The 14,056-nt window shown below is 60.5% G+C and carries 13 protein-coding genes; 10 read left to right on the top strand and 3 right to left on the bottom strand.

Going from position 1 to position 14,056, the window contains the following annotated elements; genetic code table 11:
* Window positions 1-4: 4 nt before the first annotated feature.
* From ahcY to metF, 3 genes are all read left to right on the top strand, one after another.
* Entirely contained in the window at window positions 5-1,441 is a 1,437-nt protein-coding gene (ahcY, locus tag TSA66_RS22325; RefSeq protein WP_408639495.1) for an adenosylhomocysteinase, read from the top strand.
* A gap of 98 nt (window positions 1,442-1,539) precedes the next feature.
* Entirely contained in the window at window positions 1,540-1,878 is a 339-nt protein-coding gene (locus TSA66_RS22320; RefSeq protein WP_040041578.1) for a phage holin family protein, read from the top strand.
* 1 nt (window position 1,879) lies between these two features.
* Entirely contained in the window at window positions 1,880-2,719 is an 840-nt protein-coding gene (gene metF / locus TSA66_RS22315) for a methylenetetrahydrofolate reductase [NAD(P)H] (RefSeq protein ID WP_040041577.1), read from the top strand.
* 38 nt (window positions 2,720-2,757) lie between these two features.
* On the opposite strand, the gene TSA66_RS22310 is transcribed toward metF, so the two are convergent.
* Entirely contained in the window at window positions 2,758-3,336 is a 579-nt protein-coding gene (locus TSA66_RS22310; protein ID WP_040041576.1) for a 5-formyltetrahydrofolate cyclo-ligase, read from the bottom strand.
* Between the two features lie 77 nt (window positions 3,337-3,413).
* On the opposite strand from TSA66_RS22310, the gene TSA66_RS22305 reads away from it, so the two are divergent.
* The 5 genes from TSA66_RS22305 (at window position 3,414) to TSA66_RS22285 (ending at window position 10,113) form a co-directional block, all read left to right on the top strand.
* Window positions 3,414-5,357, top strand: coding sequence for a lytic transglycosylase domain-containing protein (locus tag TSA66_RS22305; protein WP_040041575.1), 1,944 nt, complete (start codon window positions 3,414-3,416; stop codon window positions 5,355-5,357).
* A gap of 157 nt (window positions 5,358-5,514) precedes the next feature.
* The gene (locus TSA66_RS22300; RefSeq protein ID WP_052452529.1) at window positions 5,515-6,486 is read left to right on the top strand and encodes a complex I NDUFA9 subunit family protein; all 972 of its coding nucleotides are present in this window, start codon (window positions 5,515-5,517) and stop codon (window positions 6,484-6,486) included.
* A 321-nt stretch (window positions 6,487-6,807) separates the two neighbouring features.
* Window positions 6,808-7,941 carry an HD-GYP domain-containing protein gene (locus TSA66_RS25835; RefSeq protein WP_052452528.1) on the top strand — a complete coding sequence of 378 codons (1,134 nt, stop codon included), beginning with the start codon at window positions 6,808-6,810 and terminating at the stop codon, window positions 7,939-7,941.
* 188 nt (window positions 7,942-8,129) lie between these two features.
* Window positions 8,130-8,843 (top strand): glutathione S-transferase family protein, encoded by a 714-nt coding sequence (locus tag TSA66_RS22290; RefSeq protein ID WP_040041574.1) that lies wholly within the window; start codon window positions 8,130-8,132, stop codon window positions 8,841-8,843.
* Window positions 8,844-8,877: 34 nt separating this feature from the next.
* On the top strand, window positions 8,878-10,113 hold the full coding sequence (locus TSA66_RS22285) for a multifunctional CCA addition/repair protein (protein ID WP_040041573.1): 1,236 nt from the start codon (window positions 8,878-8,880) through the stop codon (window positions 10,111-10,113).
* 52 nt (window positions 10,114-10,165) lie between these two features.
* On the opposite strand, the gene TSA66_RS22280 is transcribed toward TSA66_RS22285, so the two are convergent.
* Window positions 10,166-11,296: an ABC transporter substrate-binding protein gene (locus TSA66_RS22280; RefSeq protein ID WP_040041572.1), complete on the bottom strand. Its 1,131-nt coding sequence runs from the start codon at window positions 11,294-11,296 to the stop codon at window positions 10,166-10,168.
* Between the two features lie 271 nt (window positions 11,297-11,567).
* Here TSA66_RS22280 and TSA66_RS22275 point away from each other — a divergent pair, with 271 nt between their 5' ends.
* On the top strand, window positions 11,568-12,215 hold the full coding sequence (locus tag TSA66_RS22275; protein ID WP_052452527.1) for a GNAT family N-acetyltransferase: 648 nt from the start codon (window positions 11,568-11,570) through the stop codon (window positions 12,213-12,215).
* Between the two features lie 80 nt (window positions 12,216-12,295).
* Here TSA66_RS22275 and TSA66_RS22270 read toward each other — a convergent pair whose 3' ends face one another.
* On the bottom strand, window positions 12,296-12,787 hold the full coding sequence (locus TSA66_RS22270; protein ID WP_040042884.1) for an Lrp/AsnC family transcriptional regulator: 492 nt from the start codon (window positions 12,785-12,787) through the stop codon (window positions 12,296-12,298).
* A 135-nt stretch (window positions 12,788-12,922) separates the two neighbouring features.
* Here TSA66_RS22270 and hppD point away from each other — a divergent pair, with 135 nt between their 5' ends.
* Entirely contained in the window at window positions 12,923-14,047 is a 1,125-nt protein-coding gene (gene hppD / locus TSA66_RS22265) for a 4-hydroxyphenylpyruvate dioxygenase (protein WP_040041570.1), read from the top strand.
* Window positions 14,048-14,056 lie beyond the last annotated feature (9 nt).

The following is a 14,056-nucleotide window of genomic DNA, read 5'->3' as shown; positions in this document are numbered from 1 at the left end:
CGTGATGAGCGCCGTTATCTCGACATCCACCACATCCCAAGACTTCTTCGTCGCCGATCTCAGCCTGGCCGATTGGGGCCGCAAGGAGATCAAGATCGCCGAAACCGAAATGCCCGGCCTGATGGCGATTCGCGAGGAATACGCCGCAGCGCAACCGCTGAAAGGCGCCCGCATCACCGGTTCGCTGCACATGACGATCCAGACCGCGGTGCTGATCCAGACGCTGGAAGCGCTGGGCGCGCAGGTGCGCTGGGCATCCTGCAACATCTATTCGACGCAGGATCACGCCGCCGCCGCCATCGCCGCCAACGGCACCCCGGTATTCGCATTCAAGGGCGAGTCGCTCGACGAATACTGGGACTTCACTCATCGCATCTTCGATTGGCCCGATGGCGGCTATTCCAACATGATCCTCGACGATGGCGGCGATGCGACGCTGCTGCTGCACCTGGGCGCTCGCGCAGAGAAGGACCCGGGGGTGCTGGCGAACCCGGAATCGGACGAGGCAGTGTGCCTGTTCAATGCGATCAAGAAGCAGCTGGCAATCGATCCGTCCTGGTACTCGACCCGTCTGGCGCAGATCAAGGGCGTGACCGAGGAAACCACTACCGGCGTGCATCGCCTGTACCAGATGCACAAGGAAGGCAAGCTCGCCTTCCCGGCGATTAATGTCAATGACTCGGTCACCAAGTCGAAATTCGACAACCTGTACGGCTGCCGCGAATCGCTGGTCGACGGCATCAAGCGTGCCACCGACGTCATGGTCGCCGGCAAAGTCGCCGTGGTCTGTGGCTACGGCGACGTGGGCAAGGGCTCGGCGCAGGCGCTGCGCGCATTGTCGGCGCAAGTGTGGGTCACCGAGATCGATCCGATCTGCGCGCTGCAGGCGGCCATGGAAGGCTATCGCGTCGTGACTATGGAATACGCCGCCGAGCACGGCGACATCTTCGTTACCTGCACCGGCAACTACCATGTGATCACGCACGAGCACATGAAGCGCATGAAAGACCAGGCCATCGTCTGCAACATCGGCCACTTCGACAACGAGATCGAAGTCGCCGCGCTGCGCCAGTACACCTGGGAAAACATCAAGCCGCAGGTCGACCATGTGATTTTCCCCGCAGTTGATGGAAAACCTGGCAAGCGCATCATCCTGCTGGCCGAAGGCCGCCTGGTCAACCTCGGCTGCGCCACTGGCCATCCGTCGTACGTGATGAGCTCGTCGTTCGCGAACCAGACGATCGCCCAAATCGAGCTGTTTACCAATACCGCCGCGTATCCGGTCGGCGTGTATACGCTGCCCAAGCACCTGGACGAAAAGGTCGCGCGCCTGCAGCTGAAGAAGCTCAATGCGCAACTGACCGAACTGACCGATGAGCAGGCAGCGTATATCGGCGTGAAGAAGACCGGGCCGTACAAGGCGGATCACTATCGTTACTAAGATGGCTGGCTGCCCCTTCGCCTGAAGGGGCCAAGGCGCGAAGTAAGGCAGGCGGGCCAGCGCGGCCCGCCGGCTTGTCCGAAGATCGGAGGCGAAAAATGCGTTTGCTCATCACCTGGCTGATCAATGCCGCAGCGTTGTTTGCATTGCCGTACCTGATGCAGTCGATCCGGGTCGAGAACTTTGGCACCGCTCTGGTCGCTGCGCTGATCCTGGGCCTGGTCAACGTGCTGATCCGTCCCATCCTGGTGCTGCTGACGCTGCCCGTCACCTTACTGACGCTGGGGCTGTTCATTTTCGTGATCAACGCCCTGCTGTTCTGGCTGGTGGCCAATTTTGTCAGCGGCTTCCATGTGACCGGATTCTGGTCGGCATTCGGCGGAGCGATCCTGTACAGCCTTATTTCGTGGGCGCTGTCCTCCCTATTATTAAAATGAAATGACACAACAGAACTTCAGCATTGAGTTTTTCCCGCCCAAGACACCGGAAGGCGTGGAAAAGCTGCGCGCCGCGCGCGCCAGGCTGGCGGAGCTGAAACCGAAATATTTTTCAGTGACGTTCGGCGCAGGCGGCTCGACCCAAAAGGGGACGCTCGAAACCGTACTCGAGATCAAACGCGAAGGCCATGAAGCCGCTCCGCACCTGTCCTGCATCGGCAGCTCGCGCGACAGCCTGCGCGCGGTCCTGGATGAATACCAGGCCAACGGCATCCGGCGCCTCGTCGCGTTGCGCGGCGACCTGCCGAGCGGTTATGGCGCCTCCGGCGAGCTGCGCTATGCCAATGAGCTGGTCGAGTTCGTGCGCGCCGAGACCGGCGACTGGTTCCATATCGAAGTGGCGGCCTATCCGGAAATGCATCCGCAGGCACGTTCTCCGCAGGACGACGTGCAACGATTCGCGCGCAAGGTGCAGGCCGGCGCGAATGCGGCGATCACGCAATACTTCTACAACGCCGACGCCTACTTCCGATTTGTCGAGGAAGCCGGCAAGGTTGGCGTGACGGTGCCGATCGTGGCCGGCATCATGCCGATCACGAATTACTCGCAGCTGATGCGGTTTTCCGATATGTGCGGCGCCGAAATCCCGCGCTGGATTCGCCTCAAGCTGGCGAGCTTCGGCGACGATTCCGCATCGATCAAGGCGTTCGGCGTGGACGTCGTCACGGCTTTGTGCGAACGGCTGCTCGCGGGCGGCGCTCCGGGCCTGCATTTTTATACCCTCAACCAGGCCGCGGCGACGATGGAAATCTGCCGTCGCCTGAATGGTTCCTCGCGTTGACGCCCTGCCATTAACGCGTCACATGCCGCAGTACGCCGTCATGCGTGCTGCGGCGTATCCTCCAGCGGCGACTGCTCGGTGATCATCACGTCCAGCGCAATGTCGAACGTATCGGCGTCGAATTCAGCGCGGCAGCATTCGTAAGCCACGCCGGCCGCAAGCGGGCGCGGCGCGGCGGCCAAGGTGCGGTCGTAGAAGCCGCCGCCATAACCAAGGCGGAAGCGGTCGGAATTGAATCCGACGCACGGGATCAGCAGCGTATCGGGCTTCACCTCGCTGGCTGCATCCTGTGGCACCATCGCACCGAACGCATCCTTGACCAGCACCTCTCCCGGCTGCCAGCCGATGAAGCTTAACGGCGCATCGCGCGCCGTTACAGCCGGCAGCGCCAGTTGCACGCCCTGACGCACCAAAGCCTGGTACAACTCGCGCAGGTCCGGCTCGTTCCGGATTGGCCAGTAGACGCCGAGGCAGCGCACCGGGTTGGCATTCCACCAAGCGAGCACACGCGCGCCGATGGCGGCATCCCATTGCTGCCGAACTTCTGCGGTGATTGCTTGTCTGTTCGCGAGCAACACGCGTCGCAGGGCGGCTTTATCCAAGGTGTTGTTGAGCATGAGGTCGGTGTAAATTTCGTGGCATCACATGCTATCCTACAAAATGTGGTTCCAATGTTCGAGAGGGCGGTAAATTGATGTTCCCGATGAGATGGATTGTCCGTGTCGCGCTGGCGACTACGTCGGCGGTCCTGTTGGCGCCCGCGGCGCATGCACGTATTGCCAGTTTTGTCAGCGACGACGACGTGTTCCTCGCGCTGCGCGATGCGGCGCGCAACAACGATGCGACACGCGCCGCCGATTATGCCGCACGACTGGGCAATTACGCCATTCCGTCCTACGTCGATTATTTCCGGCTCAAGCCGCGCATCAATAGCGCACCGGAACAGGAAATCCGCGACTTCCTGATGCGCTACGACGGCCAGGCCATCGCCGATCGCCTGCGCAACGACTGGCTGCTCGAATTGGGACGTGCCCGCAACTGGGCGCTGTTCGACGAGCAGTATCCGCAATTCGTGCTCAACGACGACACGCAGGTCAAATGCTACGCGCTGATGTCGAAGGCCCTGAAAGGCCAGAACGTGGCGGACGATGCCCGCTCGGTGCTGGTGGCGCCGCAGAACTACGGCGAAGCCTGTCCGGCGTTGATTTCGACGCTGGTGCAATCCAGTCAATTCAATGCCGACGATGTCTGGGCGCAGATCCGGCTGGTGGCCGAATCGGGCTATGCCGGCACCATCCGCAGGCTCGCGCCCCTGACCGATGCCGGCGAAAGCACCTTGCTGCAGGCGCTCGACAAGCCGGAAAAAGTGGTCGCGCGCGGGCCCGGCAGCAACCGCACCGCGCATGAAGTATTCATCGTCGCGCTCGGCCGCGCCGCCAAGGCCAATCCGGACCGTGCTGTCGACGCGCTGGTATCAGCCTCGGACCGGCTCAAGCCGGAAGAGGTGGCCCTCGCATGGGCGCAGATCGCCCTGCAGTCTTCGGTCAAGCTGGCGCCCGATGCAACGGTGTACTGGCGCCGCACCGGCGACGCGCCGTTGTCGAGCGACGGCTATCAGTGGAAGGTGCGTGCCGCACTGCGGGCCGGCGACTGGAAGCTGGTACGCACCACGATCGAGGCAATGCCGCAATCGCTGGCCAGGGACTCGACCTGGATTTACTGGCTGGGGCGCGCCTATCTTGCGGAAGGCAAGAAGGATGAGGCGCACAAGCTGTTTCGCTCGATTGCCGATCAGACCAACTTCTACGGCCAGCTTGCGCTGGAAGAACTGGATCAGAAGGTCACGATTCCGCCGCGTGCACAGGCAGTGACGGCGGAAGAGCTGTCGCCGATGGCGGAAAACCAGGGCTTTCGGCGCGCGCTGAAATTCTTCGAGCTGGAGATGCGCTTCGAAGGCTATCGCGAGTGGAACTGGGAGCTGCGCAAGATGAATGAGCGGCAACACCTTGCCGCGGCCGAATTCGCGCGCCAGAAGAATGTGCTCGACCGCATGGTGAATACCTCGGACCGCACGAAGTCGGAAGTCGATTTCACCCAGCGTTTCCCGTCTCCGTTCCAGGATGTGATGCTGGCGACCACGCAAAAGCTCGGCCTCGACATGGCCTGGGTGTACGGGCTGATCCGGCAGGAATCGCGTTTCGTCCAGCATGCGCGTTCCCATGTGGGAGCCTCGGGCTTGATGCAAGTGATGCCGTCCACGGCGCAATTCGTGGCGCGCAAGATCGGGTTGACGGGGTTCGCGCATACGCAAATGAATGACGTTAATACCAACATCCTGCTCGGCACGAACTACCTGAACATGGTGCTTGGCGATCTGGATGGCTCGCAGGCAATGGCTACCGCCGCCTACAACGCCGGGCCGGGACGCCCGCGCGCATGGCGTTCGACGCTCACGCGCGCGGTGGAAGGCGCGATCTTCGCGGAGTCGATTCCATTCAACGAAACGCGCGACTACGTGAAGAAGGTGTTGTCGAACGCGACCTATTACGCGGCGCTGTTCGAGAGCAAGCCACAATCGCTCAAGGCGCGGCTCGGCACCGTGGCGCCAAAGGGTTTTGTCGCCAGCGACCTACCATAACCGGAGCCGCCCCTTGGCGGCTCCTCCTCGATGCCATTCAGCCAGTTGGGCCATTGCAGGAATTCCCTGCTGCAATGGCCCGCCATCCCCGTTTCACCCTCGCATCCCGCATCAATTGATCCTATGATGAATGGGGATATTCACGAGGAGTGAAACCATGGCATTCCATTCCGTTCTGGTTATCGGTGGTTCCGGTTTCATCGGCAGCCATATCATTGCCAAGCTGGCGCTAACCGACTGGCGCGCGATCGTGCCGACACGCCATTTCGACCACGCCAAGGACCTGCTTCTGGTGCCGTCGATGGATGACGTGATCGAGGCCGACGTGCATGACGAGGCGACGCTCGACCGGCTGGTGCCGGGCAACACGGCGGTCATCAATCTGGTCGGCATCCTGCATGATCCGACCGCGCGGTCCGGCGAAGCTTATGGCCGGGAATTCGCGCGGGCGCATGTGGATCTGCCGAGAAAAATCGTGGCGGCATGTGCGCGCCACGGCGTGCAGCACTATTTGCACATGAGCGCGCTGGGCGCCGACAAGAACGCGCCCTCGATGTACCTGCGCTCGAAGGCGGACGGCGAAGAGGCTGCGCTGTCCAACCCGGCGGTCGGGGTCACGATATTCCGCCCTTCTGTCGTGTTCGGCGAGCGCGACCACTTCCTCAATCTATTCGCCTCGCTGGCGAAACGTTTTCCCGTGCTGCCGGTGGCCGCGGCCGATGCGAAGTTCCAGCCAGTGTATGTCGAAGATGTGGCGCAGGCGTTCGTCCATGCGCTTAACGAAAAGACCACGATCGGCAAGATATATGAACTGGCTGGGCCGACCGTCTATACCTTGCGCGAACTGGTCAAGCTGGCGGGAGCATTCTCCGGCCATCCCCGCCCGGTATTCGGGTTGCCGCCTGTGCTGGCGCGTCTAGAGGCGGCCTTGCTCGAACATATGTCCGCGCAGCCCTTGATGAGCCGGGATAATCTCGACTCGATGAAAGTCGATAATGTCGCCACGACTTCGATGAAGAATACGCTCGGCATCGAACCCACCGCGCTGGAAGAGGTGGCGCCTGCCTATCTGCACGGCGATCGTCCGCATGAGCATGTCGCAACCATGCATGTGCGGGCACCCCGCTAGCGGTGCAAGCGGCTTGTGCTTGAAGGTGCCGGCGTTCGGTTCAGGGTGACGATCTTGGCGGTAAGCCGGAGTCATGCGGCGAATTCTTTGCCAAATTCAAAACAATTCCCCCTTGCCTCCGGAATGGCCGCCTTGGCCGGGACGCGCTACCGCCGCAGCGTAAATGCAAGCAATTTGCTCGCTAATCGGCATCGCAGCGCGTACCTTTTAGACATCAATAATAATTGCTAATATGTAAGTGCATATGGTGGGGTAACCATCTTGTCGGGGGCCCTAGTCATTGATGGGACAGGTTTGCCTTCGACGCTTGCAACGCGCACGATGGACACAGAAGATCAGGCCTCAGAACGGGGGAGCCTAATGGCTTTTGAAATGGATTGTGAACGTCAATCGTCCAGCGCGGATGTCACAGCGGGGAATATAGCTAGGACATATTCACCTATCATTGACGCGCTAAGCGCCCATGTCGCACTCATTGACTGTAACGGCACTATCCTCGAAGTGAACAAGGCATGGATGCGCTATTCCGATGCCAACGGTAATTGCGATCTCCGCTACGGCATCGGGTCAAATTACCTCGACCTGCTCGACGGAATTCGCTGCTGTGCTGGTGGCGGTGAAAAAGAGCTTGAAGATGCCAGCATGGCGCGCAAGGTGGCGGCAGGGCTTCGGCAAGTATTAAGTGGCAAGCTGGACAAATTTCAAATCGAATATCCATGCAATTCGCCTACCGAGCGCCACTGGTTTCTACTGACGATAACGCCATTTCCAGGTGCTGAGCAAATCAAAGCGGTCATTGCCCACGAAGATTTGACACCTTTAATGCGAGCCAATGAGGAATTGCTGCGCCAGAGCGCGCAGCTCGCTTGTTCGTTCAGCAATACGGTCGAGGCTATCGCACTGGCAGTTGAAAAGCGGGACGCCTACACCGCAGGCCACCAGCAGCAAGTCGTAAAAATCTGCCATGCGATTGGTTGCGTTCTCAATTTAGATGAGCATCGGCTCAGAGGATTGCTGCTAGGCGCGCAGATTCATGATATCGGCAAGATTGCTGTTCCTATCGACATTCTTGGTAAACCAACTAAGCTTACCAGGCCGGAAATGGAGATCATGCGATCTCACCCGGAAAATGGATTCGAAATCCTCAAAGGGATTGATTTTCCATGGCCGATTGCAGAAATGGTATATCAGCATCATGAACGGCTTGACGGTTCCGGTTACCCGCGTGGGCTTTCCGGAGAGGAGATTTGTTTAGAGGCTAGAATAATTGCTGTCGCAGATGTCTTCGATGCTATCACCTCCCACCGCCCGTATCGACCGGCCAAAAGCTATGAAGATGGGATTGCCGAATTAAGTGCAGGATGCGGACGAATCTATGACGCAGCAGTGGTAGAAGCATTTCTGGCGCATTTGCAAAATAAAGTTAAGCAGGACACTGAGCATTCCCCGAATTAAGCCGTACCTTTCACTCCTCAACCGCAAGTACCTTCCTCAAAAGGGAAAACTTGAGCGTCGTTATTTATAGAGTGAATTTCAGGTGCGTTTGGCAAACGGTAGTAAACGCATTATCCTCACCGGGCACTGCGCCTCTCGCATCATCATGCGAGAATTACGCGTGACAATCAGCCTATGGAACCGGATGTATGCAAACCACCGAACTTGACCCGACCCTTTCCCAAACCCTTTCCGCCGCTGAAAAAGCGGGCTTGAAACTCGTCATCGGCAACAAGAATTATTCGTCGTGGTCGATGCGCCCCTGGGTGGCGATGACGGCCTTCGGCATTCCGTTCGAGGAAGTGCGCATCGGACTCGACCGGCCCGATACGTCCGCGCGCATCGGACAGTATTCCGCCGCCGGCCGGGTGCCGGTGCTGGTGTCCGGCAAAACCACGGTGTGGGATTCGCTGGCGATCTGCGAGTATCTGGCCGAGCAGTTTCCCGACAAGGGCATGTGGCCGCAGGATGTCGAGGCGCGCGCCATGGCGCGTTCGATTTGCGCGGAAATGCATTCCGGCTTCACCGGCCTGCGCAGCGCAATGTGGATGAATATCCGCGCCAGCTTTCCCGGCAAGGGACGCACGCCGGCGGCCCAGAACGATATCAGCCGTATCTGCGAAATCTGGGAAGACTGCCTGGCGCATTCCGGGCCGCACCAGTTCCTGTTCGGCGATTTCTCGATCGCCGACGCCTATTTTTCACCGGTCGTCATGCGCTTTCGCACCTATGGCGTATGGATGGCGCCGGCGCTGCAAGCCTACATGGACCGCGTAGCCGCACATCCGGCGGTCGCGCAGTGGGTGCGGGACGCGCTTGCGGAGCAGGAACGCCTGGAAAAATACGACGTCTATCCGGATTGATGGCGGCGACGTCTCAACGACGGCTGGATCAGACATGAAAACCTATATCGTCGGCGGCGCGGTGCGCGACGAACTGCTCGGCCTGCCTGTGCAGGATCACGACCACGTGGTCGTCGGCGCGACGCCCGACGACATGATCGCGCGCGGCTTCACGCCGGTCGGCAAGGACTTCCCGGTATTCCTGCATCCGGTCACGCATGAGGAATACGCGCTGGCGCGTACCGAACGCAAGACCGCGCCCGGCTACAAGGGATTCGTGTTTCATGCGGCGTCCGACGTCACCCTCGAGCAGGACCTGGTGCGGCGCGATTTGACCATCAATGCGATGGCTAAGGACGAGGACGGCACCATCGTCGACCCGTTAGGGGGGCGCAGCGACTTGCAGGCGCGGGTGTTCCGCCACGTCTCGGAAGCGTTTGCGGAAGACCCGGTGCGCATCCTGCGCGTGGCCCGCTTTGCGGCGCGCTTTACCGGTTTCGTCGTGGCGCCGGAAACCAATGCGCTGATGCGGCGCATGGTGGAGGCCGGTGAGGTCGATGCGCTGGTGCCGGAACGGGTGTGGCAGGAGCTGGCGCGCGGCCTGATGGAGCAGCAGCCGTCGCGCATGTTCCAGGTGCTGCGCGACTGCAGCGCGCTCGAGCGCATCCTCCCCGAGTTGAATGCCTTGTGGGGCGTGCCGCAGCCGGCGCTGCATCATCCGGAAATCGACACCGGCGTGCACGTGATGATGGTCGTCGACTATGCGGCGCGGCGCGGCTACGATTTGCCGATCCGCTGCGCCGCGCTGCTGCACGATCTTGGCAAGGGCGCAACCGATCCGCTGCAATGGCCGAAGCATCCTGGTCATGAGGCGCTGAGCGTGAAACTGGCGGAGCAGGTCTGCCGCCGCCTGAAAATTCCGAATGAGTGTCGCGACCTGGCGGTGATGACTGCGCGCGAGCACGGCAACGTGTCGCGCGCGCTGGAGATGCGGCCGAATACCATCGTGACCCTGCTCGAGCGCTGCGACGCCTTCCGCAAGCCGCTGCGCTTCGTCGACATGCTGCATGCCTGCGAATGCGATCAGCGCGGACGCACCGGCTTCGACGACCAGCCTTTCCCTCAGGAGGGCTGGCTGCGGGATGCCATGCGCGCAGCGCAGGCGGTCAATGCCGGTGAGGTGGCGCGGCGCCATGCTAACCAGCCGCAGCGCATTCCGGAAGCGGTGCATGCGGCGCGCGTCGATGCGGTGCGATCGGCCCTGGAAGCGCGCCGCGCAGGCGGCGCGTAACGGCTAACCGCAGTCGGCCGCCGGACGAGCTCCCCGGCATGGCTTGCCGGCGTTAACGCACGAAGCGCCCGTCGCGGCCGATCATCGTGAGTTCCACGAACTCGCTGCCGCTGTGGTCGTCCGGCCCGTACGTCACCATCAGGCCGCCGAAGTCGGTGCGCTGCATCGATTCCATGGCATGAATGAAGCTCTCGCGCGTGAGGTTGCGGCCGGCGCGGCGCAAGCCTTCGACCAGCACCTTGGCATTGACGAAGCCTTCCATCGCGGCGTATGACACCGTGGCGTTGTTCGCCTTCGCCGCATTCTTGAACTCCTGCCCCAGCATTGTCGACAGCAGGTCGGGCGCCGGCGTGATCTGCGACACGACGACGCCGACGCCGGCCGCGCCGAGGTCCTTGACGAACGCCTGCGACGAGTTGTTCGACAGCGTCATGATCTGCATTTTCCCGCCTTGCCTACGGATTGCCTTGATCACGTCGATCGTGTTCTTGGCCGAACTGACGATGATCAGCGCGCTCGGGTTGGCCTTGATGATTTGCGCCGCGGTGGCGTCGTAGTCCGGCTTGACCCGGTCGAAGCTGGTGGTGATCACCGGCGTCAGCTTGCGCGCCGCCATCGCCTTGTTGAAGCCTTCCAGGCCATCCCGGCCAAATGAATCGTCCACGTGCAGCAAGCCGATGGACGACAGGCCGACGGTGGCGAAGTGCTCGACGCCCTTGGCGACCTCATCCTGGTATTTGGCGCGGATATGGAACACCCAGTGGTTGACCGGCGTATGGAAGATGGCCGCGCCGGTGCTGGGCGCGATCAGCGGCACGCGGTTGGCGGCCAGGATCGACAGGATCGCCTCGGTGTGCGGCGTGCCGCGGTTCTGGAACAGCGCAAAGACGTGTTCCTTCTTGATCAGGGTTTCCGCGTTGGCGGCGGCGGTGGCCGGATCGAACTTGTCGTCCATGACCCGCACCTCGATCTTGCGGCCGTGGACGCCGCCCTGCTTGTTGATCGAAGCAAAATACGCTTGCGCGCCTTCGATCATTTCCTTCACGGGGCCGGCGATGATGCCGGTGACGCCGATCGTTTCTCCCAGAATAATACTGCTGTCGGTAACGCCGTCTTCGGCTGCCGCCGTCAAGCTGGTCGCTGCCAGTAATGCCGACATTGCGGCGCGCCATACTAGTTTCATATTTGCCTCCAAGAAAGATTTTAGCCGAACGGATTGTTGAGCAACGGCAAACTCGGTACAACTGTGGGTTTTACGTAACACGATGGACGGGGAAAGATGCAGGTGCGCTTGATGTCAGTCAAATTGGTGATATTTAAGATGTGGGTGCTGTAAGTGCCGCGACTTATCGCTTAGAATGCAATTGTGCGCTGCACAATCATGCGCGGTTTTATAGGACTTCATCATGAGATCGACCTATTCCCCGAAAGCAGATTTCCCCCCCGTGGTAGCAATGAGCCTCGATCAACCTACTGAAAAACCCGTTATTCGCGTCAAGGAATTGTCGGAGCGCGACCGCCGTCGTCTGCTGATGCATTTCCTCGCGCTGGACGACAGCGACCGGTTACTACGCTTTGGCACCGTATTGCCGGATGAGTTAGTGACGCGGTATGTGCAAAAGCTGGATTTCTCGCGTGACAAGGTGTTCGGCGTGTACGACAGCAACCTTGACTTGTTGGGCGTGGGCCATCTGGCGTTCGCGCCAAAAGAAGCGATGCCGTCGCTGAGCGATGCGACCCTGAAGGCGCGCATTGCCGAATTCGGCGTGTCGGTGGCGGCAAGCGCGCGCGGCCTGGGCATTGGTAGCAGGCTGTTCGAACGCGCGGCGATTCATTGCCGCAACGAAGATGTCGATATCCTGTACATGCATTGCCTGTCGTCGAACCAAACCATGATCCATATCGCGAAAAAGGCGGGCATGGAAATTCAGCGCGGTTATGGCGAGGCTGACGCCTACCTGAAACTGACGCCCGCCAATCCCGGCAGCATCTTGCAGGAAGCGGTCGAGGAACAATTCGCGGCCTTCGATTACACCTTCAAGGCAAATTCCAAGGCAGCGGCGAAGTTGCTGCGCAAATTGCCCGGAATAAAAGGCAAGTAGATAGGATAAATACTCCGTCCGCCGGGGCTTGCGGCTTCCCGGCGGGAGTAACTAGGTAGCGACTGCCATGCCGCAAGCCCTCAAACCAGCGGCAATGCCGTCGTGTCCTTGATGCGCTGCAGCGCGAAACTCGATTTCACATCCAGCACGGCCGGATGCTTGAGCAGCGTCTCCATCATGAAGTGCGAAAAGTGCTCCATGTCTTCCACATGCACCCGCAACAGGTAATCCATCTCGCCGGTCATCGCGTAGCAGGCCACGACTTCGGGCCAGTGGTCGACTGATGCGGCGAAATCGGCGCGCGGCGAACGGACTCCGCCGGCGGGCGTGTCGCTGTGCTTTTCCAGCCGCACGTTCACGTAGGCGAGCAGTCCGAGCCCGATCTTGTCCGGGTCGAGCAGCGCCACGTACTGGCGGATCACGCCCGATTCTTCCAGGTTCCGGATGCGGCGCAGGCAGGGTGAGGGCGACAGGTTGACGCGCTCGGCGACTTCCTGGTTACTCAGCCGGCCATCTGATTGCAGGATCGAAAGAATCTTCCGGTCGGTTTTGTCGAGTTCCGGTCTTGGCATAATCATCCACACAAAAGTGTATGTGAAATACATTATTGCTCAAATCGCCGAGCAGTGGGCAGGATTCGCAATTTAATGCTTTGGCGCCTTGTCTATACTGTAGTCAGATTTTCATATAAAAAACAGGAGACAAGCATGGATTTCCAGCCATGGGACAACCCGATGGGCACCGACGGCTTCGAGTTCATCGAGTATGCCGCGCCGGACCCCAAGGCGCTCGGCGCGCTGTTCGAGCAGATGGGTTTTGCCGCGATCGCCAGGCACCGGCACAAGGACGTGACGCTGTACCGCCAGGGCGAAGTCAACTTCATCATCAATGCGGAAAAGGATTCGTTCGCGCAGCGCTTCGCGCGCCAGCACGGTCCGTCGATCTGCGCGATCGCATTTCGGGTCGGGGATGCCGCCTACGCATACCGGCGCGCGCTGGAACTGGGCGCCTGGGGCTTCGACAACAAGACCGGCCCGATGGAGTTGAACATCCCGGCAATCAAGGGCATCGGCGATTCACTGATTTATTTCGTCGACCGCTGGCGCGGCAAGGAAGGCGGCAAAGGCGTTGCGACGGGAGCGATCGGCGACATCAGCATCTACGATGTGGACTTCGTCGCGATTCCCGGCGCCGAGGCGGCGCCGAAAGGCTGCGGCCTGACCTATATCGATCATCTGACGCACAATGTGCACCGCGGCCGCATGAAGGAATGGGCGGAGTTTTACGAGCGCCTGTTCAACTTCCGCGAGATCCGCTATTTCGACATCGAAGGCAAGCTGACCGGCCTGAAGTCGAAGGCGATGACTTCCCCCTGCGGCAAGATCCGCATCCCGATCAATGAATCCTCCGACGACAAGTCGCAGATCGCCGAATACCTCGACCTGTACCACGGCGAAGGCATCCAGCATGTGGCGCTGGGCACCGACGACATCTACACCACCGTGGCGCAGATGAAGGCCAAGGGCGTGGCGTTCCAGGACACCATCGACACCTATTACGACCTCGTCAACAAGCGCCTGCCGGGGCATGGCGAGCGCCTCGACGACTTGCGGCGGCTGCGCATCCTCATCGATGGCAACAGCAATGCGAGCCGGCGCGAACTGTTGTTGCAGATATTTACACAGACCGTGATCGGCCCGATCTTCTTCGAGATCATCCAGCGCAAGGGCGACCAGGGCTTTGGCGAAGGCAATTTCCGCGCGCTGTTCGAATCGATCGAGCTGGACCAAATCCGGCGCGGGGTGCTGAAAGACGAGGGTGTTTCTGCATAGGAGCGGACA

Source organism: Noviherbaspirillum autotrophicum (genome assembly GCF_000818395.1).
Taxonomy (GTDB): Bacteria; Pseudomonadota; Gammaproteobacteria; order Burkholderiales; family Burkholderiaceae_D; genus Noviherbaspirillum; species Noviherbaspirillum autotrophicum.
The sequence above is the reverse complement of the archived record's forward strand: the minus strand, read 5'-3'. Positions and strand labels throughout refer to the sequence as shown.